The sequence below is a fragment of the Kribbella capetownensis genome (assembly GCF_004331485.1).
In the GTDB taxonomy this organism is placed as follows: domain Bacteria; phylum Actinomycetota; class Actinomycetes; order Propionibacteriales; family Kribbellaceae; genus Kribbella; species Kribbella capetownensis.
The window spans coordinates 360,519-382,842 of record NZ_SJKD01000005.1 but is presented as its reverse complement, the minus strand read 5'-3'; the positions used below and the strand labels follow the sequence as shown (position 1 = coordinate 382,842).

Annotated in this window: 24 protein-coding genes; 15 read left to right on the top strand and 9 right to left on the bottom strand. The window is 67.8% G+C overall.

Features of this window, described 5'->3' with window-relative positions:
- Nucleotides 1–83 precede the first annotated feature (83 nt).
- The 3 genes from E0H75_RS23490 to E0H75_RS23480 all read left to right on the top strand — a co-directional run bounded on the left by E0H75_RS23490 (nt 84) and on the right by E0H75_RS23480 (nt 2,917).
- Nucleotides 84–974 carry a LysR family transcriptional regulator gene (locus E0H75_RS23490; protein WP_131515784.1) on the top strand — a complete coding sequence of 297 codons (891 nt, stop codon included), beginning with the start codon at nt 84–86 and terminating at the stop codon, nt 972–974.
- Nucleotides 975–1,016: 42 nt separating this feature from the next.
- Nucleotides 1,017–1,967 (top strand): SDR family NAD(P)-dependent oxidoreductase, encoded by a 951-nt coding sequence (locus E0H75_RS23485; protein WP_131515783.1) that lies wholly within the window; start codon nt 1,017–1,019, stop codon nt 1,965–1,967.
- Between the two features lie 167 nt (nt 1,968–2,134).
- Nucleotides 2,135–2,917 (top strand): putative protein N(5)-glutamine methyltransferase, encoded by a 783-nt coding sequence (locus E0H75_RS23480; RefSeq protein WP_238163227.1) that lies wholly within the window; start codon nt 2,135–2,137, stop codon nt 2,915–2,917.
- Here E0H75_RS23480 and E0H75_RS23475 read toward each other — a convergent pair.
- Nucleotides 2,874–4,850, bottom strand: coding sequence for an elongation factor G (locus E0H75_RS23475; RefSeq protein ID WP_131515781.1), 1,977 nt, complete (start codon nt 4,848–4,850; stop codon nt 2,874–2,876). The two genes, E0H75_RS23480 and E0H75_RS23475, sit on opposite strands and share 44 nt — an antisense overlap.
- A gap of 196 nt (nt 4,851–5,046) precedes the next feature.
- On the opposite strand from E0H75_RS23475, the gene E0H75_RS23470 reads away from it, so the two are divergent.
- Complete coding sequence (locus E0H75_RS23470; protein ID WP_165553977.1) at nt 5,047–5,859, top strand: phosphotransferase family protein; 813 nt, start codon at nt 5,047–5,049, stop codon at nt 5,857–5,859.
- Here the strand turns inward: E0H75_RS23470 and pyrH are convergent.
- A complete protein-coding gene (pyrH, locus tag E0H75_RS23465; RefSeq protein WP_131515779.1) occupies nt 5,856–6,563 on the bottom strand; it encodes a UMP kinase in 708 nt (235 codons plus the stop codon). The two genes, E0H75_RS23470 and pyrH, sit on opposite strands and share 4 nt — an antisense overlap.
- 83 nt (nt 6,564–6,646) lie before the next feature.
- On the opposite strand from pyrH, the gene E0H75_RS23460 reads away from it, so the two are divergent.
- On the top strand, nt 6,647–7,417 hold the full coding sequence (locus E0H75_RS23460) for a DinB family protein (protein ID WP_131515778.1): 771 nt from the start codon (nt 6,647–6,649) through the stop codon (nt 7,415–7,417).
- A gap of 54 nt (nt 7,418–7,471) precedes the next feature.
- Nucleotides 7,472–8,155 carry a VOC family protein gene (locus E0H75_RS23455; protein ID WP_238163226.1) on the top strand — a complete coding sequence of 228 codons (684 nt, stop codon included), beginning with the start codon at nt 7,472–7,474 and terminating at the stop codon, nt 8,153–8,155.
- 43 nt (nt 8,156–8,198) lie between these two features.
- Here E0H75_RS23455 and E0H75_RS23450 read toward each other — a convergent pair whose 3' ends face one another.
- Nucleotides 8,199–8,963 (bottom strand): SDR family NAD(P)-dependent oxidoreductase, encoded by a 765-nt coding sequence (locus E0H75_RS23450; protein WP_131515777.1) that lies wholly within the window; start codon nt 8,961–8,963, stop codon nt 8,199–8,201.
- A gap of 128 nt (nt 8,964–9,091) precedes the next feature.
- Nucleotides 9,092–10,036: a helix-turn-helix domain-containing protein gene (locus E0H75_RS23445; RefSeq protein ID WP_165553975.1), complete on the bottom strand. Its 945-nt coding sequence runs from the start codon at nt 10,034–10,036 to the stop codon at nt 9,092–9,094.
- Between the two features lie 136 nt (nt 10,037–10,172).
- Here E0H75_RS23445 and E0H75_RS23440 point away from each other — a divergent pair, with 136 nt between their 5' ends.
- Both E0H75_RS23440 and E0H75_RS23435 read left to right on the top strand, forming a co-directional pair.
- A complete protein-coding gene (locus E0H75_RS23440) occupies nt 10,173–10,961 on the top strand; it encodes an alpha/beta hydrolase (protein ID WP_131515775.1) in 789 nt (262 codons plus the stop codon).
- A gap of 20 nt (nt 10,962–10,981) precedes the next feature.
- Nucleotides 10,982–11,635, top strand: a complete 654-nt coding sequence (locus E0H75_RS23435) for a phosphotransferase (RefSeq protein ID WP_131515774.1) — start codon at nt 10,982–10,984, stop codon at nt 11,633–11,635.
- An 88-nt stretch (nt 11,636–11,723) separates the two neighbouring features.
- Here E0H75_RS23435 and E0H75_RS23430 read toward each other — a convergent pair whose 3' ends face one another.
- Nucleotides 11,724–12,158: a GNAT family N-acetyltransferase gene (locus E0H75_RS23430; protein WP_131515773.1), complete on the bottom strand. Its 435-nt coding sequence runs from the start codon at nt 12,156–12,158 to the stop codon at nt 11,724–11,726.
- 81 nt (nt 12,159–12,239) lie between these two features.
- On the opposite strand from E0H75_RS23430, the gene E0H75_RS23425 reads away from it, so the two are divergent.
- The gene (locus E0H75_RS23425; RefSeq protein ID WP_131515772.1) at nt 12,240–12,548 is read left to right on the top strand and encodes an NIPSNAP family protein; all 309 of its coding nucleotides are present in this window, start codon (nt 12,240–12,242) and stop codon (nt 12,546–12,548) included.
- 38 nt (nt 12,549–12,586) lie between these two features.
- On the opposite strand, the gene E0H75_RS23420 is transcribed toward E0H75_RS23425, so the two are convergent.
- The 3 genes from E0H75_RS23420 to E0H75_RS23410 are packed head-to-tail and all read right to left on the bottom strand — an operon-like array spanning nt 12,587 to nt 14,633.
- Nucleotides 12,587–13,381 (bottom strand): alpha/beta fold hydrolase, encoded by a 795-nt coding sequence (locus E0H75_RS23420; protein WP_238163224.1) that lies wholly within the window; start codon nt 13,379–13,381, stop codon nt 12,587–12,589.
- Nucleotides 13,378–13,632, bottom strand: a complete 255-nt coding sequence (locus tag E0H75_RS23415; RefSeq protein WP_238163223.1) for a VOC family protein — start codon at nt 13,630–13,632, stop codon at nt 13,378–13,380. Before E0H75_RS23415 ends, E0H75_RS23420 begins: the two co-directional genes overlap by 4 nt.
- A 59-nt stretch (nt 13,633–13,691) precedes the next feature.
- Nucleotides 13,692–14,633, bottom strand: coding sequence for a helix-turn-helix domain-containing protein (locus tag E0H75_RS23410; protein ID WP_131515771.1), 942 nt, complete (start codon nt 14,631–14,633; stop codon nt 13,692–13,694).
- A gap of 96 nt (nt 14,634–14,729) precedes the next feature.
- On the opposite strand from E0H75_RS23410, the gene E0H75_RS23405 reads away from it, so the two are divergent.
- From E0H75_RS23405 to E0H75_RS23395, 3 genes are all read left to right on the top strand, one after another.
- A complete protein-coding gene (locus tag E0H75_RS23405; RefSeq protein WP_131515770.1) occupies nt 14,730–15,740 on the top strand; it encodes a saccharopine dehydrogenase NADP-binding domain-containing protein in 1,011 nt (336 codons plus the stop codon).
- Between the two features lie 69 nt (nt 15,741–15,809).
- Nucleotides 15,810–17,408: a hypothetical protein gene (locus E0H75_RS23400; RefSeq protein WP_131515769.1), complete on the top strand. Its 1,599-nt coding sequence runs from the start codon at nt 15,810–15,812 to the stop codon at nt 17,406–17,408.
- 15 nt (nt 17,409–17,423) lie between these two features.
- Complete coding sequence (locus E0H75_RS23395) at nt 17,424–18,380, top strand: hypothetical protein (RefSeq protein WP_131515768.1); 957 nt, start codon at nt 17,424–17,426, stop codon at nt 18,378–18,380.
- 4 nt (nt 18,381–18,384) lie between these two features.
- Here the strand turns inward: E0H75_RS23395 and E0H75_RS23390 are convergent, their stop codons facing one another.
- On the bottom strand, nt 18,385–18,852 hold the full coding sequence (locus E0H75_RS23390) for an alpha/beta fold hydrolase (protein ID WP_131515767.1): 468 nt from the start codon (nt 18,850–18,852) through the stop codon (nt 18,385–18,387).
- Nucleotides 18,853–18,924: 72 nt separating this feature from the next.
- Here E0H75_RS23390 and E0H75_RS23385 point away from each other — a divergent pair, with 72 nt between their 5' ends.
- From E0H75_RS23385 to E0H75_RS23375, 3 genes are all read left to right on the top strand, one after another.
- On the top strand, nt 18,925–19,374 hold the full coding sequence (locus E0H75_RS23385; protein ID WP_131515766.1) for a helix-turn-helix transcriptional regulator: 450 nt from the start codon (nt 18,925–18,927) through the stop codon (nt 19,372–19,374).
- Between the two features lie 5 nt (nt 19,375–19,379).
- On the top strand, nt 19,380–19,790 hold the full coding sequence (locus E0H75_RS23380; protein ID WP_131515765.1) for a VOC family protein: 411 nt from the start codon (nt 19,380–19,382) through the stop codon (nt 19,788–19,790).
- A gap of 71 nt (nt 19,791–19,861) precedes the next feature.
- Nucleotides 19,862–22,237, top strand: coding sequence for an ATP-binding cassette domain-containing protein (locus E0H75_RS23375; RefSeq protein WP_131515764.1), 2,376 nt, complete (start codon nt 19,862–19,864; stop codon nt 22,235–22,237).
- Nucleotides 22,238–22,324 lie beyond the last annotated feature (87 nt).

Here is a 22,324-nt window from a genome sequence, read left to right as displayed (position 1 = left end):
TCGCTTGGGCGTCGCTCTGACGGTAGGCGCTTTCCGTTATGCAGGTCCAAGCCCGATTTCGCATGAACCGATACCGTGCCGGTATGGACCTGTCGCTCCAGCAACTGCGCGGCTTCGTCGCCGTCGCCGAGGAACTGCACTACGGCCGCGCCGCCCAGCGGCTGAACATGACCCAGCCGCCGTTGACCCGGCAGATCCAGGGCCTGGAGCGATCTCTCGAGGTCCGGCTGTTCGACCGGACCGGCCGCGGAGTCCGGCTGACCGCGGCGGGCGATGTATTCCTGGAGCACGCTCGCCGGGTGCTCGCCCTGCTCGAAATAGCCCCGGAGGCGACACGGCGGGCAGCCGAGGGACAGACCGGGACGCTGCGGATCGCCTTCACCGCGATCGGGGCGTACGCCGTACTGGCCGACTTCCTCACCATGGTCGCGAAGCGGACCCCGGCGGTGACGGCCGAGCTCACCGAGTTGGTGAGCCAGTCGCAGTTCGAGGCGCTCGCGAACCTGGAGATCGATCTCGGGCTGGTCCGGCCACCGATCCCGTCGCAGTTCGAGTCGGTATTGGTCCACTCAGAGGACCTGGTGGTGGCCGTACCGGCCACGCATCCGTTGGCGGAGGGGGATTCGCCGGTTGCGCTGGTCGACGTGACGGACGGCTACATCGGCTACAGCCCGGAAGGATCGCAGTACCTGCACGACATCTGTGCGGCGATGATCGGAATGGACCGGTACGCCGTGAGTCAGTTGGCCTCGCAGGTGCCGACGATGCTGGCGCTGGTCAGGGCCGGATTCGGGTGTGCGTTGATCCCGCGCTCGATCAAGGCGATGGGCGTCGAGGGCGTGCGCTACCGGGAGCTCGATCCGGCGGACGCGCACTCCGTGACGTTGCACGCGTGCTGGAGTCCGGACAGCCCCAACCCGGCTCTCCAGCGCCTGGTCGAATCGCTGCGCGCCAACCCGCACCTCGACGCCTGATGGCTTGACTTAGAGCGAGGTCCAACTCATAGGCTGCGAAGCATGACAGCACAGCACAAGATCGGTTCGGGGTTCGGGCACGACAGCACCGCGGACGATGTTCTGGCCGGCATCGACCTGACCGGCAAGCTGGCGGTGGTGACCGGCGGCTACTCGGGCCTCGGCCTGGAGACGACCCGCGCGTTGACCAAGGCCGGCGCGCACGTCGTCGTACCGGCGCGACGTCCGGACGCCGCACGTGAGGTCCTGGCCGATGTCTCCGGTGTGGAGGTCGACGAGCTGGATCTCGGTGACCTGGACAGTGTGCGTGCGTTCGCGGACCGGTTCCTTGCGTCGGGGCGCAGCATCGACATCCAGATCGACAACGCGGCGATCATGGCCAGCCCCGAGATCCGGGTCGGCCCGGGCTGGGAGGCGCAGTTCGCCACCAACCACCTCGGGCACTTCGCGCTGGTGAACCGGCTGTGGCCCGCGCTGACGGCCGACGGTGGCGCGCGCGTCGTGTCGGTGTCGTCGACGGGACACCGGCGCTCGGACATCCGGTGGGACGATCTCGAGTTCCGGCAGGGCTACGACAAGTGGCAGGCGTACGGGCAGGCGAAGACGGCGAACGTGCTGTTCGCCGTCCAGCTGGATGCCCTCGGCAAGGATTCCGGCGTGCGTGCGTTCGCGCTGCACCCGGGCGGGATCCTGACCCCGCTGCAGCGTCATCTGACCCGCGAGGAGATGGTCGGCTACGGCTGGATCGACGCGGACGGCAACCCGGTCGGCCAGGGCTTCAAGTCACCCGAGCAGGGTGCCGCCACCCAGGTCTGGGCCGCGACGTCGCCGCAGCTGGACGGTCTTGGCGGTGTCTTCTGTGAGGACTGCGAGATCGCGGAAGTCTCCACCGACGACAGCCCGGGCGTCCGGCCGTACGCCGTGGATCCGGCGTCGGCGGCCCGCTTGTGGACCGTCTCGGCCGAGCTCACCGGAGTGAACGCCTTCGGGTAAGGTGGTCAGCACCGGAACGGCGGACGAAGGAGGTGGGACCGATCACCAGTCAGGCAGGTTGGTTGCTCCCGCCCCGAGTGGTCAGCGTCGGTCGCTGACCGCGGGAGCCTCGTAGTCGAAGGGGTTCTGTGTCTGTTTCTTCTGTTCCATCATCTGACCTCGGCAGCGTGGTCGACCGGTTGCGTGCGGCCGGGTGCGTGTTCGCCGAGGACGAGGCGGCGATGATCGCCGAGACCGCTCGCGACGACGCTGAGCTGAGGGCCATGGCCGATCGCCGGATCGCCGGGCTGCCGCTCGAACACGTCCTCGGCTGGGCGTCGTTCCGTGGGCTGCGGATCGCCGTCGATCCCGGCGTGTTCATCCCTCGTCGGCGGACGGAGTTCCTGGTCGCCGAAGCGTTGCGGGTGACCGCGCCGGGTGCCGTCGTACTCGATCTTGGGTGTGGCTCCGGTGCCTTGGGTGCTGCGATCGCGGCCGAGCAGCAGGTGTCGTTGTACGCCGCGGATATCGAGCTGGCCGCGGTTCGGTGTGCTCGGCGCAATCTCGTCCCTTGGCGGGGCTCTGTGTATCAGGGTGATCTGTTCTCCGCGCTGCCCGACGAGCTGCGTGGGCGGATCGACGTACTGCTGGCGAATGTGCCGTATGTGCCGACGAACGAGATCCGGTTGTTGCCGCCGGAGGCCCGGCTGTACGAGCCGCATGTGACGCTCGACGGTGGGCCGGATGGGTTGGCGACGTTGCGGCGAGTGGCCGCGGCGGCGCCCGAGTGGCTCGCTCCTGGTGGTCATGTGTTCGTGGAGATGAGCGAGCATCAGGCGCCGCCGGCCAGAGCCGTGTTCGTCGAGCACGGTCTGGCCGCCGAGATCGTCGCTGACGACGACCTCGGCGCGACCGTTGTATACGGCATCAAACCCGGCGCTGCACGTGCAGGAGGTAGTCCCGCCGGTTGAGCGGGTCGTGGTCGGTGCGCGGGCGCTCCGGGATCGGTCCGGTGACCGGTTGGTAGCGCTCGAACGCCGACTCCAGCACTCCCTCGCCACGAGTGAGGGCAGGTAACTGCTGCTCGAATTCGTACACGGCCGCCGCGGGGATTTCTCCTTCCAGGGTTGAGGTTTCCGCGGCCAGTGCCGGCACCTGCGGGATCGCGCGCAGGCGGGCCAGCGCGGCCAGGACGGCGCGGGTCGTGTCGGTCGGCATCTCCAGCCGGAACCGGTGCATCGGCTCGTGGACCTGGGTGCCGGCCTGCTGGAGCGCCGTCATCAGGACCAGGGGAGTGAGGTTGCGGAAGTCGCCCGCCGTACTCGACATGCTCTTGTCGAAGACGGCGTGCGCGTGGCTCTGCCGGGCCGAGTAGCCCGAGTGCGTCATCACCACACGCGCGTCCGGGATCTGCCAGCCGTGGATCGCCTGGTGAAGTGTCTCCCGGACGGTCTCCTCGACCGCCTTGATGAACGCGTACGGCATCGAGCCGAGCTCCACCCCGAGCTCGAACGTCACCCCGGTGTTCACCGGCGCCGGCTCGACCCGCAGGCCGACGGTGGCGAGGAACGGGTTCGCGTCCTTCTTGTTGAATTCCGCCGCCGCGCCGGTGCCGAGCAGCCGCTCGATGCAGATCGTGGTGGTCTCCCGGAACTCGACCTCGATCCCGAACTCGGTCGCGAGCGTTGTCTGGATGACCTCCTTCTGCACCTCGCCGTACAGCGACACGTAGGTCTCCTGCCGCAGGTCGTCCTGGCGCAGGTTGATCAACGGGTCCTGCTCGGCCAGCTGAGACAGCGCCACCCGGAGATTCCCCTTGTCCGACGGCCGGGTCGGCGAGATCACCGTCTCCAGAGTCGGCGGAGCGAAGAATCCGGTCGTGGTGGCCGGCGTCGGCTGGTCGGTCGCGGTGATGCGGTCGCCGATCTGGATGTCGGCGAGGCCCCACAGCTTCCCGATCTGGCCGGCGTTGACCGCGGCCGCCGTACCTTCGCCGAACACCTGGACAGCGGTCAGCTTGGCCTCACCGGTGTCACCGAAGCGCAGCCGGTCGCGGACGTGCGCCGTACCGGAGAACATCCGGACGTACGCGACCTTCTCACCGGCCGGTCCACGCTCGACCTTGAACACCGATCCGTCGACCCGCTCCTGGTCGTTGCCGGCCAGCGGGAGGAATTCACGGATGCCCGCGGTCAGGGCGTCGGTGCCGGCGCCGGTGATCGCGGAGCCGAAGTACACCGGGTGCACAAGGGCTTGCTTGGTCTGGCGGGCGAGGGCGCAGCGGAGAACGTCGTGCGACAGCGCCTTCTCGTTCTCCACGAACGTCCGCAGCAGGTCCTCGTCGTTCTCGGTGAGGACTTCGAGCAGGGCGCCGTACGGATCGTTGCCGTTGTACGGCGTGAACGTCGCCTCGCGGGTGCCGGGCCGGGTGGCCGATCCCATCGGGACGATGGCCGGCGTCAGCTTGTCCGCGATCGACTTCAGTACGGCGTCGTACTGCGCGCCGGGCCGGTCGAGTTTGTTGACGAAGATCAGGGTCGGGATCTTCAGGCGCTGCAGCGTGCGCATCAGCACGCGGGTCTGCGCCTGCACGCCCTCGACCGCCGAGATGACCAGCACCGCTCCGTCGAGCACGCTGAGCGCGCGCTCGACCTCGGCGATGAAGTCCGGGTGACCGGGGGTGTCGATCAGGTTGACGGTCACGTCGCCGATGGCGAACGAGACGACCGCCGACTTGATGGTGATGCCGCGCTGGCGTTCCAGCGCGAGGGAATCGGTCTGGGTACTGCCGCTGTCGACGCTGCCGATCTCGTCGATGACGCCGGCCGCGTAGAGCAGCCGTTCGGTCAGACTCGTCTTACCGGCGTCGACATGCGCCAGGATCCCGAGATTCAGTAATTTCACGCAGCTTCATGTCCCTTGAACAGGTGTCGATGGCTTCCATGGCGAACATGAAGCGAGGTCGCATGGCAGCTCTCCTTGGTAGGCACCTGTTTCGGACGAGTTCGAGTACACCAGCCGCCGGCCGACCCCGGCAAACGGTTTAGCCCTCCGCTACACCGTTAGGCTGGTCGGATGCCCCTCCCCACCTGGATCACGCGTGCCTGAACCCCTCGACGCCGCCGCCCTCGCCGCCCCAGTGATCGGTCCTGTCACTCATCTCGAGGAGGTCAGCGGTTTCGTCGGCAACCAGACGTACCGCCTCGAGTCCGAGTCCGGCACCTTCTATCTGAAGTCCGCTGCCGCGGGTGCGATCAGCGCCGAAGCACAGGCCTCCTCTGACGCTCGTTCGCTGGGGATCCCGGTGCCCACGATCCTCACGGTCGCCACGGGCGATCCCGCGTACCTGATCTCGGAGGCCGTGCCTGGCAACCCTGCCGACGCGTCGGCTACTGAGGCGATCAGAGCTGCCGGGACGCATCTACGCCTGTTGCACGTGATCACCGGACCGGCGTACGGCATCGTCTCCGAGGATTTGCATCCGACGTGGCCGGACTTCCTGAGCACTGCGACCGCGCATCTTGACGAGATCGTTCCGGCCGACCTGGCCGATCGCCTGCGCGCGCACCTGCCGCCCGCGATCGCGCAGCTCCCTGCGACGCGCCCGGCTCTGCTACACGGCGATCTGCACCCGCGGCACCTCTACACCGAGGGCACGACGCTGACGGCCATCATCGACTGGTCCGACGCGACGTACGGCGATCCGCTCTACGACCTGGCCAGGTTCTCGATCTCGGCTCCAACGGAAGCGCTCCTCGACGGCTATGGCCTCCAGTTGACCCCTGCCATCGAGCGGACGTTCTCGCTCTACCGCATCGTGTGGTCCCTGATCGCGCTGTACGCCGAACATAGGGCCGGCGGCGACTGGTTCGACGCCCACATCGTCAGGATCACGAAGGAACTCGCGGGCTAGTTGATCAGCGTGCCGACTGGGGTGCCGGTGCTGATGGAGGAGGCTGCGCCGGTGCGGTCGATGTCGAAGACGTGGAGGGGCAGGCGGTGGTCGCGGGCCAGGATGAAGGCGGATTGGTCCATCACGCCGAGGCCGCGGTCGATGACATCCTGGTAGCTGAGGTGGTCGAACCGGCGCGCGTCCGGGAACTTGTTCGGGTCGGCGTCGTACACGCCGTCGGTGCCGTTCTTCGCGACCAGGAGGGCGTCGGCGCCGAGTTCGACGGCGCGCTGGACGGCGGGGTAGTCGGTGGTGGTGAACGGCTGACCGTTGCCGGAGGCAAGGAGGACGATCGCGCCCTTGTCGAGGTGGCGCAGGGCGCGCAACCGGATGTACGGCTCGGCCATGTTGTTGATCGGGATTGCCGTCATCAGGCGGGCATCGTCGGCACCGAGCGCGGCCAGCCGGCCGCGCAGCAGGACGGCGTTGATGATCGTGCCGAGCATGCCGATGTTGTCGGCCTCGACCCGGTCGATGCCCCAGTCCTCGGCCCGATTACCGCGGAACACGTTGCCCCCGCCCACAACCACCGCGACCTGTACGCCGGTAGCGCGCAACGCGATCACCTCGTTGGCCAGGTGCGTGAGCCTCTCGCGGTTGAACCCGAACGCGTCACCCCCGGCAATCGCCTGCCCGGACAACTTCACCACGAGCCGTCGATACATCCTGCTCCATCCCCTCGGAACCGCCGCTGATCCCGAGCCATTCTGCCCTGGACGGCGCGGGGTGGGCGCGCGAAGCTGGGCGAGTGACCGAGTTCAAGCAGGAGAGTCTGGCCGGGGCGCGGTTCGAGGAGCTGTCGTTGCGGGATGCGGTGTTCCATGATGTCGACCTGGCGGGTGCGCGGTTCGACAATGTGAACCTGAGTGGCGCGACGATCCGGGGCGCGCGGTTGGTGGATGTGTCGCTCGACGGTGACATCCGCGGCCTGCGGGTTTGGGGCGTGGACGTCGTACCGCTGATCGATGCCGAGCTCAACCGTCGTCAACCCGGCCGGGAGAAGATGCGCCCGACCGACGCCGACGGGTATCGCGAGGCGTGGGCGCTGCTCGAGCGGCTCTGGCCCGAGACGATCGCTCGCGCCCGCGCGCTGCCGCCGGAGCTGCTGCACGAGTCGGTGGACGGCGAGTGGTCCTTCATCGAGACGCTGCGTCACCTCGTCTTCGCGACGGATGCCTGGGTACTGCGGACCGTCCTCGGCGACCCGTCCCCGTGGGACCCGCTCGACCTGCCCCACGACGAGATGCACGACACGCCTCCCGTCCCACGCGACCGGTCCGCCCGGCCGGGCCTCGACGAGGTCCTCGCCCTGCGCGCCGACCGGATGGGCAAGGTACGTGCGATCATCGCCGAACTCACCGACGAGCGGCTGGCCGAGCGAACGACGCCGGTCCCTGAACCCGGATACCCGGCGTCCGACACATACCTGGTCGACGACTGCCTCGGCTGCATCCTCGGCGAGGAGTGGGAGCACCGCCAGTACGCCGAACGCGACCTCGCCGTACTTGAGAAGTCGTGAAACTGTCCGGGTGATGTCTTAGCCTGCGATGAAGGCTGACTGAGGGGGTTCGCGATGGACATGTTGACGATGCAGGCGATCCAGGATGCGGGAGTGTCTGACTGGCGGAAGCTGGCTCAACGGCTGCACGCACGGTTCCTGGTCGCGTCGTTCGCCGACGGGCTCAAGTTCCTCACCGCGATCGGCGAGACCTGCGCAGCGGCCGGGACCCAGCCGGACGTTCGGGTCGGTGCGACCTTCGTGGATGTGGCACTCGCGAGTCCCGACGCTGTGTACCGCGATCCGGACGGCGTCGAGTACGTGTTCCCGTCGGTGACACAGCGGGACGTCGAGCTTGCGCGCCGGATCAGCGCGATTGCCGGATCGCACGGTGTGCAGGCTGATCCCGCCGGAGTGGTGCAGCTCGAGATCGCGATCGACACCGCGGATCCCCAGAAGATCGGCCCGTTCTGGGCGGCGGTGCTCACCGGCAGCACGGACGCGCCGGGCGGCGTCGACGTCGGTGATCCGACCGACAGGGTCCCGAACCTGTGGTTCCAACGCACCGATCCACACGAGACTCCCCGCCAACGCTTCCACCTCGATCTGTGGCTACCACCCGAGGTCGCTCCCGCCCGCATCGAAGCAGCACTGGCGGCCGGCGGCACCATCAGCTACGACGCCGAGGCACCGGCGTTCACCGTCCTGGCCGACCCAGACGGCAACAAGGTCTGCATCTGTACAGCGGACGGCCGCTGAAAATCCCGGCTGGTGAGTCCGGCCGCCATCTGGGCCGGGGCGGTCAGAGGTCGTAACCGCCGGAGGCCTCGATGGTCTGCGCGGTGATCCAGGCGCTCTCATCGGAGAGGAGGAACGCGATCACCTTGGCGAGATCGTCGGGCTCGCCGATGCGGCCGAGGGCGGTGCGGTCGGCGATCGGCGGGATCAGGTCGGGGAACCGGGAGAACGCGTCGTCGCCGAGGCGAGTCCGGGTCACGCCGGGCGCGACGGCGTTCACCCGGATCCGGCGTGTGCTGAGTTCCTTGGCGAGGTAGCGGGTGAGGACCACCTGCGCGCCCTTCATGCTCGCGTAGACCGAGTAGCCCGGCTCCGGCCGGGCACTCGGCAGCGCGGAGGTGCTGGTCGTGCAGACAATCGACCCACCGTCCGCGATCAGCGGCAGCAGTGTCTGCGTGAGGAAGTACGGTCCCTTGAGATGGACCTGGAGCATCTGGTCGAACAGGTCCTCGGTGGTCTCCTCGAACGGGACCGGCATCTGCCCGACGCCGGCGTTGTTGACCAGGTAGTCGTACGACGTCCGATCCCACCGCTCGCGCAGCGCTTCCTCGACCGCGGTCCTGAAGCCGGCGAAGGTGTCACCGCTGCCGACATCGAGTGGCAGGGCGACCGCCGTACCGCCGTCCTTCTCGATCCGTTCGACCGTCTCCACGGCACCGGTCTGGTTGCCGCGGTACGTCAGGATCACGCCGACCCCGCGCCGAGCGAGCTCGAAGGCCGCGCCCTTCCCGATGCCGGAACTCCCGCCGGTGATCACAGCGATGTGCATGATTGTGTCAGTCTCCTAGAACGCCATGAACAGGTACCTCTCCAGTAGACGGTCCAGGCCGGGCGAGTCGGTAGACGATTCCTCGCCGACACTTGCACAATCCTGCTGACTTCGGAGCGATGACGCGGCTAGTGCATGCGCCGCCACTCTTGTGGGGTCATGCCGTGGGCGGCGCGGAAGCGCCGGGTGAAGTGACCGGCGTCGAGGAAGCCCCAGGCGGCGGCGATGCTCGCGATCGGGCGATGCCGGCTCGCGGGATCGGTGAGTTGGCGGGTGGCGTGCGCGAGGCGCCGGGTGATCAGCCACTGCTCGAGGCTCAGCTGATGTTCGGCGAACAGCTTGTAGAGGTAGCGCACCGAGATGTTGTGCTCCGCCGCGATGCGGGCCGCGCTGAGCTCGGGGTCGGAGAGATGGCGTCGCGCATACCAGAGGATCCGGGTGAACAGTACGTCGGCCGGCGCGGGCGCATCGTGGTCGGCAACGGAGGTCAGCAGCGCCCGGACGAGCTGGGTCGTCGCCGCGCCGACCATCTCGGCCGACGTCGTCCCCTTGATCGCGGCAAGGATCCCGGGCAGGGCCGTGAGGTGATGGAGCACCAGCTCGTACAGCGGACTGGCCGGCAGCCGGTGCGCGGCCGCACGGACTGCCTCGACGCTCAACCCGAGATCCCGGTAGTCGATCTGGAACGCCTGGGACGCGCTGTGACCACTCCACCCGAATTCGTACGCCGCGGTCAGGTCAACCAGCATGAGCTCGCCGGTGCGGACGCGCTGATCGTGACCGGCCTGACTGAACTGTCCCTCGCCGATCACTTGGACCGCGAGTGCGAGCCGTTCCGGACCCCCGATGCGGACATGCTTCGGCGTCCGGACGAGCCGGATCCCGGAACCCTCGTTGCGAAAGAGGTCCGGCGTACCGAGCAGCCAGAAGTCCATGCGCGCGTGGACGTTGCCGGACGGGTCCTCGTGCTCGACGCGTGATGGCACGCTGGCTGACATCATCGCGGCGTAGAACGCCTCCGCGCGGTCCTGACGCGGGAGCGCAGCGGTATCCAGCAGCACGGCCATCGCCATCCCCCTCCACCCCTGAACCTGGTGGGCGAAGCTGTGCAGACACAGCCCAGATCCGTGCACGGTCATCCTACGGAGCCTGGCGTACCCGCAGCTAGGTTGCAGGCGGGCAGTCCCGACGACGGAGGGGTACGCGATCATGGCCGACACCATCGTTCTGGTCCACGGCTTCTGGGTCACACCGCGCAGCTGGGAGCACTGGATCACACACTACGAGGCTCGCGGATTCCGGGTGCTGGCGCCCGGGTATCCAGGGTTCGAGATCGAGGTCGAGGCGCTGAACGCCGACCCGACCACGGTTCTGAAACTGACCGTGCCGGCCATCATCGACCACCTCGAGGCGGTGATCCGGGAGCTCGACGAGCCGCCGATCATCATCGGCCACTCAGCCGGTGGCGCGTTCACACAGGTCCTGCTCGACCACGGGTTCGGCGCCGCCGGCGTCGCGATGTGCTCGGCGCCGACCGAGGGCGTGCGCGTCGTACCGCTCTCGCAGGTGAAGTCGACGTTCCCGGTGCTGAAGAGCCCGGCGAACCGGCACAAGTCGGTCCCGATGACCTTCGAGCAGTGGAACTACGCCTTCACGAACACCTTCGCCGAGGACGAGGCGCGGCGGCTCTACGAGCGGTACGCGATCCCGGCGAACGGCGGGATCCTGTGGGGGAGCGTGCTGGCGAACTTCCAGCCCGGTCATCAGGACACCTGGGTCGACTACCACAACGACTCCCGGGCGCCGCTGCTGTTCGTGTCCGCCTCCGAGGACCACATCATGCCGCCCGAGGTGCAACGCTCCAACGCCAAGCACTACAAGTCGAAGACCGTCACCGAGACCCGCGAGTACGACGGCTACGCGCACCTGCTGATGGCGCAGGACGGCTGGGAGAAGATCGCGGACGACGTGCTGGACTGGGCCCTGAAACACGCCTGACTCCTGGCACGATGTGAGGCATGACGGATCGGTTGGCGGGCGGGTTCGATCAGGGCGCGTCGTTGGTCGACGGCACGGTTCGGCGTACGCCGGGACCGTGGACCACGTCCGTGCATGCTTTGCTCACGCACCTGGAGTCAGTTGGGTTCGAGGGTGCGCCTCGTGCGTTGGGGTTCGACGGCGACGGCCGGGAGATGGTCAGCTTTCTTGCCGGCGAGACGGTGGGAAACGCGAGGCCGTGGCCGGCGTGGACGCACAGCGACGAGGCTTTGGATGACGTTGCCGATTGGGTTCGGCGGTATCACGCTGCGGTGGCGGACTTCGTTCCGCCTGCTTCGTCGTACTGGCGTGAGGGTGGTGAGTGGCGTCCGGGGTTGATCATCGGCCACAACGACGCGGCGCCGTACAACGCCGTCTGGGACTTGGACGGTCTCGTCGGTTTCGTCGACTGGGACATGGCCGGCCCGATCTCGCCGGAGCTCGACGTGGCGTGGGTGGCCTTCTCGTGGACGCCGCTGCACGCCGCGCATGTCGTGGCCGCCGAGGGGTTCACCGACCTGGCGTCACGTCCGCGGCGCTTGTCGCTCTCCTTCGCCAGTACGGCTGGGCCGGCACCACTCAGGACGTCCTCGATCTCATCGCGACCCGTCTCAGCCACCAACTGGCTGTCATGAACGACAACGCGGCGGGCGGCGACGCGACGTACCGACGCATGCTCGACGCCGACCGCCATCGCGACCTGCAGATTGCTCTGGAGGAGCTTCAGCGGGCGGGGCGGGAGATGTAGGCCGTCTTCTCACCGGGGTCGAATCCGCAGGCTTTGTAGAACTGGTGTGTCGCGTGGGTGCGCGAGCCGGTCATGAGCATGACCTTGTAGCAGCCTGCGTCCCATGCGGCCTGCAGTGTGTGCGCCATGATCTGCTTTCCGAGGCCGGTGCCACGTCGGTCGGCGTCGACCACGACGTTCTCGACCACGGCGTACGGCGCGCCGCCGCGGGTGAGGTTCGGGATCAGATTGAAGTACGTCGTCGCCACGACGACCCCGTCGACCTCCAGCACGAACAAGCGCAGTCCCGGCGTGCGGAGGATCTCCGCGAAGACCTCCGGTTCCCGCCCACCCAGCGAGTCCCGTGGATGCAACTGCCGATACAGCCGCATGACAGCGTCAAAGTCCCCAGCGTCCGCCTCACGAAACATACTGCGCAGCCTAGTAGAGGAGTTCGGCCTGGTGGGTGGTGAACTGGGTGTGGTCAGGGCGGTCAAGCGGGAAGGCGCGGAATGATCACGTGTGTTGTCGAGTACACGATCGATGCGGCGAAGGTGGCGGAGTTCGAGCGGTTCGCACAGCGGTGGATCGAGTTGGTGAATGAACACGGTGGGACTCATCACGGCTACTTCCTCCCGTCGGAGGGTGCGAGCGACAAGGCGCTGGCCCTGTTCAGCTTCCCGAGCCTGGCGGCGTACGAGCATTATCGCCAGCTGTTCGGCGTACATCCCGACTTCATTGCCGCCGACAAGATCCGCGACGACAGCGGCTGCGTCCTCCGCTACGAACGCTCCTTCATGCGCCCCCTGCTCCCGAACTGACCCCTCTGGAGTCAGGCGCTGCAGAAGGTACAGCGGGATCACTCGGCGTCAAGGAAGGTGGTGATGGTGTCTTGGACGAGGTTGGTCCGGGACAGGCCGAAGAAGTGGGTGGTGCCGGGGAAGACGGCCAGTTGGTTGGCCGGGACGCCGGTCATGTCGCCGTTGACGTCGCCGCCGCGGAGCTGGAGGAAGCGGACCGCGTGCTCGAGCTTGACCGCGTCGCAGTCGCCGACGGTGAAGAGCGTCGGCGCCGCGATGCCGCGGATCTCGTCGTCGGACCAGCCGTCGACGCCCCGGTCGTAGCCGCCGAGCTTGGTCAGCAGCGCCTGCAGGTGCTCGTGATCCGGGTGCGGCGACTTGGCCAGGTATTCGGACTCCATCGGCGTACCGGCGATCATCTCGACCTTCATCTCGCTGATGACCTCGTCGTTCGCGCCACGTTCGCCGTCGCGGCTGAACGACACCGACGAGATCACCGCCTTCCGGACCAGCTCCGGGTGCTTGATGGTCAGGTACAGCGCCACCGCACCACCGACGCTGAACCCGAACAGATCCACCTTCGGTACGTCGAGATGCCGCAGCAGCCCGACCACGTCGGAGGCGAGGTCGACCGTGCCGAGCGGCCGGTCGATGTCGTTGGTGTACCCGTGCCCCTGGAAGTCGGTCGCGATGACCTGCCGGTTCTCGGCGAGCGCCGGCAGCAACGCGCCGAACTGCAGGTCGATGTTGAACAACCCACCGTGCAACAACAGCAAAGGCGTCCCACCGGACCCGTGGAGCTCGTAGTACATCTGCAGCCCGTTGACCGCGGCGTACCCAGTTTGCTTGCTCACAGCACCCCCACGAGGAGACAGAAAGGATGTCCGGCCGGGTCGGCCAGGACATGAAGAGGCTCGGACTCTACGCCGGTCCGGTCGTACAGCAACTCGGCTCCGAGTTCCTCGGCCCGGCGCCGGTGCCCGATGCAGGTCGTCCACCGTCGGTACGGCGTAGTCGATGTGGAGCTGCATCGGTACGTCGGCCGACGGCCAGGTCGACCGTGGCAGCGTGTCGACCTTCTGGATCGCGAGCTGACGGTTGCCATCGCTCCTCAACGAGCCCCATTCGACAACACCCCGATGCCCAGGGCAACCCCGCGCCGGGTCAGGCTGAGGCTGGGGTTTGGAAGGAGCGGCGGTAGGTGTCGGGTGGGACGCCTACGACTCGTTTGAACTGGCGGCGGAGAGTGGTGGCTGTGCCCATGCCGGTGTTGGTGGCGACTGAGTGGATGCTCTGATCGGTTGACTCGAGGAGCTCTTGAGCGCGGCGTACGCGCTGGGTGAGGAGCCACTGGAGTGGAGTCTGACCGGTGACCGATCGGAAGAGCCGCGTGAGGTGGCGCGGGCTCGTGTTCGCGTGGCGGGCGAGGTCGGTAACGGTCAGCGGCTGATCGAGCCGCTCCTGCGCCCAACCGAGTAGCTGAGACAGCATGTGATCACCCGATGCAGGCACGGGCGTCGCCACGAACTGCGCCTGTCCGCCATCTCGATGCGGCGGTACGACGAGCCGCCGGGCGACGGCGTTCGCAACGGCCGCACCGTGGTCGAGGTGCACCAGATGCAGACACAGATCCACCGCGGCGGCCTTCCCCGCGGCCGTCAGCACATTGCCGTTGTCGGTGTAGAGGACGTCCGGATCAACGTCGGCCAGCGGAAACCGCGCGCTCAGCTCCTTCGCATGACCCCAGTGCGTCGTTGCCCGCCGACCGTCCAGCAGCCCTGCCGCACCCAGCACGAACGCTCCCGTGCACAACGACGCAACCCGAGCACCCGCCTCGTACGCCGCCCGCACCGCATCCACCAGCTCCGTCGGCGGAGGTACGTCGACGTCGGCGCACGCCGGCACGATCACGGTGTCCGCGTCGACCAGCCGATCCAGCCCGTGATCTGGTTTGACCGTGAAGGGACCGACCTGGATCGACTCGGGTCCGCAGAGCAGGACGTCGTACCAGGGCTCACCTGGCGGTGGGTTGCCGAAGATCTCGTACGCGACCCCGAACTCGAAGTGCAGCAGTTCCCCGGCGGTCGCGAGGGCGACAGTGTGCATGTCCGAAAGTGTACGCATGGTGTCGTTCCGGACTCTCACGATTCCGCCTGCCGGACGGCGAGACTCGATGCAAGAGACAGTCTGATCGGAGGAACGATGGGTGCAGTCGTGGTCTACGGAGCGACCGGGCACACGGGTCGGTTCGTGGTCGAGGAGCTACTGCGCGGTGGGGTCGCGACAGTTGCGTCGGGCCGCGATGCCGGTGCGTTGGAGACCCTGGCGGCCAAGTGGGGAGACGTCGGAGTACGCCCGGCCGCCGTGGACAACGCGCGCGCGTTGGACGCCGCGGTCGTCGGCGCAGACGTGGTCGTCAACTGCGCGGGCCCATTCGCCGTCACGGGCGGACCGCTGGTCGACGCGGCTGTGCGGGCGGGCATTCCGTACGTCGATGTGGCCGCCGAGATCGAGGCCAACGTGGCGACGTTCGCCAACCACAGGGCTGCTCGGACTCCGGTCGTGCCGGCGATGGCGTTCTACGGGGGCCTTGGTGATCTTCTGGTCACGGCGGCGCTGGGGGAGCGGAGCGCCGCCGATGCGGTCCACGTCGCTTACGGTCTGAGCAGTTGGCATCCCACGCCAGGCACCCGCGCGGCCGGTCAGGTCTCGCACGATCGTCGTGGCGGCCGGCGATTGAGGTTCACCAACGGAGCTCTGCAGTTCCACGACGACAAGCCCGTTGTGGAGGACTGGGTCTTCCCGGAACCGCTCGGCCGGCGTCGCGTGATCACCGAGTTCACGATGGCCGATGTTGTGACGGTTCCGAGCCACTTGGACGTGCCGGAGGTCCGCACCGACATGACTGTCGAGGCCGCTCAGGACCTGCTGGGTGAGGACACGCCGCCGCCGGTGCCGGTCGACACGCTCGGACGATCCGACCAGACCTTCGTCCTCGACGCGGTGATCCGGATCGGCAACAAGGAGTTGCGTGCGTCGGCAAGTGGGCAGGACATCTACGCGATCACGGCTCCGCTCGCGGTTGGCGCCGTACGACGGATCCTGGCGGGCGAGACGCGGTCGTCGGGGCTGGCGTCGGCCGGGGCGATGTTCGACGCCCGTGAGTTCCTCGCCACGTTGGCGCCGTACCTGAAGGTCGAGCTGCCGGACTAGTCCGGATGCGGGAGAATTGGTGGATCCCCTGCAGTACGTCACCGCCCATGACGCTGGAGGCCGCCCGCCATGCCCGACATCCGCCCATCTCGTCGCGCCTTCCTCCGAGCCGGCGGCCTCGCCGCCGTCGGAGCGGTCGCGGGGAGCGCCCTCTCGTTCGCACCCGCCTACGCTGACGGGATCGACTACACCGCTCGCAAGACCTTCGACGACTGGGACCGCCTGTTCCAGCAGGGCGGACCGGGTCAGCCGGATCAGCCGAACGACAACACGAACGCCGACGGCCGGTCCGGGATGCTCTCCTGGAGCCAGTCGTACGTGCTGCTCGGGCTGGTCCGGATGTTCGAGACCTACCGGGACACGTATTACCTCGACCGCCTGGTCGACAACATCGACCAGGTGCTGTCGGTCCGCGACAGCGAGCGTGGCGTCACCGACTACCGCGGGCTGTCGCTGCTGGCCTGGCGGGCGGACCACCCGTACACGACCGGCTTCACGACACTTGCCGACAGCAATGGCCGCCCGCTGCTCGAGCTTCGGCAGGCGCTCTCGTACGCCGAGGACACCACGGTCACCGTGACGGCGGGGCCGGAGTCCTTCACGCTGTCGATGGTCAACCTGACCGTGGGCCGTGAGGTCACGCTGACGGATCTGACCATGGATCGTTCGAGCCCGGATTACGCAGTACGCCGGATCTATGCGGAGGCACCGGGGCCACTGCAGCTGACGGCTCTCGACGTACGTCCGAATCCCACTTCCGCAGACACACCAGCGAGCGGTGTCTTCGGGATGAAGACGAAGGCGGTGGTCTTCGCCGTCCACACCGGGATGATCACGTACCCGATCGCGAGCTTCGTTAGGATTGTCTACAACTCTACGATCCTACGAAGGCGGTACCGGACGAAGGCGTCGGAGTACCTGCGGGCCTGCCGGGATGCGGTCGCCGTTCACGACTGGGAGTACCGCGACACCGCGTCCGGCGGGGGATACCTGGTCTGGCCGAGGTCGCAGCCGCTCCCGTACGACGGGTGCGAGCAGCCGATCAACCAGTCACTCGGACTCGGCCAGACGCTGATCGAACTCGCCGTCGTCACCGGTGATCGCGGCTATCGCCGGAAGGTCGCGGCGATGGCGAGGATGTTCGCCGGCCAGGTCGCGGTCGACGAGGGCGATGCCTATCGCTGGCACTACTGGCCGGCCGGTGGGCGGATCTACGACGGGTACACGAAGACAGGCTCGCCGGAGAGCGACATCTCGGTGTTCACGCCGTCCGGCGGGCCGGCACAGCAGTTCGAGGACATCAGTCATGGGGCGATCGACGTCGAGTTCGCCGTACGGGCGTTCCGTGCGCGGCTCGGCTTCACCGGCCGGGACATGGCGCGGATCGCCCGCACGTTCACCCAGAACGTCGCGACCACCGACCCCGACGGTCTGCCGGCCGTCACCACCACGGTTGCCGGCGGCCACATCGGCGCTGCCGCGGTCGCACACCAGGCACCACGCTGGATGCAGGCGAGCGCCTTTGACCCGCAGATCCACGCTCACTGCCTCGCCCTCTACAACCGCTACCAGCCAACCCCCGAACACGACGGCCAGCAGGCGATCGGTTTCGGCTGGCTGCTGGCCAACGTCGCGTACCTGAACTGGGCCGCGAAGCACCGCATTTGATGACATGATCGGTCGATGCGATCTGACCGGGAGGCCGAGTACGTCGAGCCCGCCGATCCGTTCTGTGGCCGCTGCACCGCAATGACGGAGGTCACCACAGCACCGTCGACGTTCACGGTCTCAATGATCGGGACATCACTGCTCGGGTGGGGCAGCCGCTGCCAGGAGTGCGGGTCCGACGGCCGCGTGCTGTGGTTCATCTTCGGGATTCCGTTGATCCCGCTCGGGCGGTACCGGGTCATCTCGACCGGTGGGCGGGAGTACTACGGCCGCAAGCGGCTCGCCGGCCGGCGGGTCAGTGCGCTGACCGCCGCGCTGCAGCCCGTTCCCGACGTACCTGCGGAGGTGCGGGACGAGGCGTACCGGCGGGCCGACGAGCTGTGGTTGTCTGGCGAACCACGGGATGCGCTCCGGCTCTTCGAAGAGGTGCGCGCATCGCACGAGGCGTCCTCGGCGGCCGACGATCCGGCCGTGATGCATCTGCGCCTCCGGGTCGCCCAGGCGTTGCTGGCCACTCATCATCGACATGCCGCGCTGGCCCTCTTCGAACACGTGGCGGCCGCGGCCGCGCTCCGCCTGGGGCCGAATCACCCGGTGAGCCAATGGGCAGCTGACGCAGCTGGTCGAGCGGCAGACTCGTGGACCAGCCCCAAACAACTCGCCAGGCTGCTCGCCGTCCAGGCGGATCCGACTGCGGAGATCCCGACCGACCAGGATGTCCGCGCGGCAACCCACCAGATCCGGCTGCATGCGTCCGCCGCTCGTGCCCACCTCCGCATCGGCAAGATCAAACAAGCGCTGTGGTACGTCGACAACGCACTGGGCGCCAGCTACGACCTGCACGGCCCGGGTCACCCCGACACCGCCGTCCTCCGCCACACCCTGCACACAGTCGCCGAAGCCGCCAGCCCACAAGACAAGAACCTCCAGGACGAGATCCACGCCTGCCAACAAACCTGGCGACCCAAGTAGCCGATCAGATCCATCCCTCGAGCGCGTCCATGAACTCGGCGAAGTGGCCGTACCAGATGCAATGCCCCGCGCCCGGCACCGACCGGACCTCGAAGCCCAGCGCCGCCAATTCAGCCGCTCGCGTCTTCGAGACATACCGACTCGGCTCGGCCCGGACCACGAGCGACGGGATCTCGGCAGTCGGCGGCTGCGACCCGCGGGGTGCCAGCTCGAGCGCGACCGCAGTCGCGACATCAAATCGCTCGGCCGCCCCAGCCTCCACTTCACGGTCCGTCCCACCCAACGAGTGCGCGATCGCCAGCTCAGGCTCACAACCAACGGTCTCCGCCACCGATGCGGCAAACATCCCCACGCTCGCATCCGGAGCCGCAGGCGACCCACCATGCCCCGGAAGATCCACAGCAACCGCTCGATACCCCCGCTCAGCAAGCGCCGCCCCAACCCGCCAGAACTGATCCGCAGCCCCCAACATCCCATGCTCGCGGCGTACGCCAAGTGCGCGGGTGTTAGGTAAACGTCCCTGGGGCGTGGCAGGATTTTTGGGGTGACGGGTCGGGCGGATGAGGCGCAGCGGTTGGAGGATCTGGCACGCCTGCGTCGGGTCAAGGACCGGATCGATCGGGAGTACGCGCAACCACTGGACGTCGATGCACTCGCACGAGGTGCGCACCTGTCGTCCGGTCACCTGAGCCGCGAGTTCAAGCGTGCCTACGGAGAGTCGCCGTACGGGTACCTGATGACGCGACGGATCGAGCGCGCGATGTCGCTGCTCCGGCAGGGCGACCTGAGCGTCACCGACGTCTGCTTCGCCGTCGGCTGCCAGTCGCTGGGCACGTTCAGCACCCGGTTCACCGAGCTGGTCGGGATCCCACCGAGCTCCTACAAGGAGCGCGCTGCCGACGCCACCGCCGGCATCCCGTCGTGCGTGGCCAAGCAGGTGACCAGACCGATCAGGAATCGAGAAGCGTCGCCCGACGGTCAGCCCGTAGCGTGATGGCCATGGACCTCACGATCTACACCACCTTCCTGCCACACACCGATCCAGACGCCTCGCTGGCGTTCTACCGCGACGTCCTCGGCTTCGAGGTACGGACCGATGTCGGGTACGGCGGCATGCGCTGGATCACCGTCGGCCCCGAGAACCAGCCCGGCACCTCGATCTGCCTGTGCCCGCCGCACGCCGACCCCGGCATCACCGAGGACGAGCGCCGGACCATCGCCGAGATGATGGCCAAGGGCACCTACGCCACCCTCGTGCTGGCGACCAAGGACATCGACGGCCTGTTCGACCGGCTGCAGGCCACCGAGGCCGAGGTGATCCAGGAGCCGACCGACCAGCCGTACGGCGTCCGCGACTGTGCGTTCCGCGACCCGGCCGGCAACCACATTCGGATCAACCAGGTTTCCTGACCCCCGCTGACCCCGACGACCGTGCCAGACGGAAGCCGCCACCGCGACTCCGCCCGACAGATGGAGACACCATGAGCAAGGCCACGCCGTCGCGCACCGGCAACGCTGCCGACAGCCACGACCTGATCCGCGTCACCGGCGCGCGGGTGAACAACCTGAAGGACATCAGCGTCGAGATCCCGAAGCGGCGGCTGACCGTGTTCACCGGCGTGTCCGGGTCCGGCAAGAGCTCGCTGGTGTTCGGCACCATCGCCGCGGAGTCGCAGCGGCTGATCAACGAGACGTACAGCGCGTTCGTCCAGGGCTTCATGCCGACGCTGGCGCGCCCGGACGTCGACGTACTGGACGGGCTGACGACAGCGATCATCGTCGACCAGGAGCGGATGGGGTCGAACCCACGCTCGACGGTCGGTACGGCGACCGACGCGAACGCGATGCTGCGGATCCTGTTCAGCCGGCTCGGTAGGCCGCATGCCGGCGGCCCGCAGGCGTATTCCTTCAACGTCCCGAAGCGGATCGCGACCGGGGCGATGGTCGCCGAGAAGGGCGCGGGCGAGAAGACCGTCGTCCGCAAGGCCGTGTACGCCGGCGGCATGTGCCCGCGCTGCGAGGGCATGGGCTCGGTCACCGACTTCGACCTCACCGCGCTGTACGACGACAGCAAGTCGCTGAACGAGGGCGCGCTGACGATCCCGGGGTACAGCATGGAGGGCTGGTACGGCCGGATCTTCCGCGGCTCGGGCTACTTCAACCCCGACAAGCCGATCAAGAAGTACACCAAGAAGGAACTGCACGACCTGCTGTACCGGGAGCCGACCAAGATCAAGGTCGAGGGCATCAACCTCACCTACAGCGGGCTGATCCCCGCGATCCAGAGGTCGTTCCTGTCCAAGGACGTGGACGCGATGCAGCCGCATATCCGTGCCTTCGTGGAGCGGGCGGTCACGTTCACCACCTGCCCGGACTGCGATGGCACCCGGCTGAACCCGGAGGCGCGGGCGTCCAAGGTGCACGGCAAGAGCATCGCCGACCTGTGCTCGATGCAGATCAGCGATCTGGCCGCCTGGGTACGTGAGCTCAAGGAGCCGTCGGTCGGTCCGCTGCTGGACGCGCTGGGCGAGACGCTCGACTCGTTCGTGGACATCGGGCTCGGTTACCTGTCGCTGGAGCGGCCGGCCGGGACGCTGTCGGGCGGCGAGGCGCAGCGCACCAAGATGATCCGTCACCTCGGCTCGTCGCTCACCGACGTCACGTACGTCTTCGACGAGCCGACCATCGGCCTGCACCCGCACGACATCCAGCGGATGAACGAGTTGCTGCTGCAACTGCGCGACAAGGGCAACACCGTCCTGGTCGTGGAGCACAAGCCCGAGACGATCGTGATCGGCGACCACGTCGTCGACCTCGGTCCGGGCGCCGGCTCCGGCGGCGGCGAGGTGGTGTTCCAGGGGTCCGTCGACAAGCTGCGGACGAGCAAGACGCTGACCGGGCGTCACTTCGACGACCGCGCTGCGGTGAAGGAGTCGGTGCGGGAGCCGTCGGGCGCGCTCGAGATCCGCGGCGCCGACCTTCACAATCTGCAGAACGTCGACGTGGACATCCCGCTCGGCGTGCTCACGGTCCTCACCGGTGTGGCCGGCTCGGGTAAGAGTTCGCTGATCAACAGTTCAGTGGCTGACCTGGATGGCGTGATCACCGTCGACCAGGGGGCGATCCGTGGGTCGCGTCGGAGCAACCCAGCGACGTACACGGGATTGCTCGATCCGATCCGGAAGGCGTTCGCGAAGGCCAACGGGGTGAAGCCGGCGCTCTTCAGCGCGAACTCCGAGGGTGCGTGCCCGGCCTGTAACGGAGCCGGCGTCATCTACACCGATCTGGGCGTGATGGCGACGGTCGAGTCGCCGTGCGAGGAATGCGAGGGCAAGCGGTTCCAGGCGGCGGTGCTGGAGTACAAGTTCGGCGGCAAGGACATCACCGAGGTGCTGGCGATGCCGGTGTCCGAGGCGGTCGAGTTCTTCGGCTCCGGAGACGCCAGTACGCCGGCCGCGCACAAGATCCTGGATCGGCTCGCGGACGTCGGACTCGGGTACCTGACCATCGGTCAACCGTTGACGACGCTGTCCGGCGGTGAGCGGCAGCGGCTCAAGCTGGCGACGCACATGGGGGACAAGGGCGGCATCTACGTCCTCGACGAGCCGACCACCGGCCTCCACCTCGCGGACGTCGAGCAGTTGCTCGGCCTGCTGGACCGCCTCGTCGACTCGGGCAAATCGGTCATCGTGATCGAGCACCACCAGGCCGTGATGGCACACGCCGACTGGATCATCGACCTGGGACCCGGCGCCGGCCACGACGGCGGCCAGATCGTCTTCGAGGGCACCCCGTCCACCCTGATCGCCAACCCGACAACCCTCACAGGCAAACACCTCGCCAACTACGTCGCCTGAGCCGCAGATGAGGTTCGATACCACCCCGGAGCAGGCCCGGCGGGGTCGTGCGTCGTGCGCCGCTGCGCAGATGAGGGGGCTCGCGTA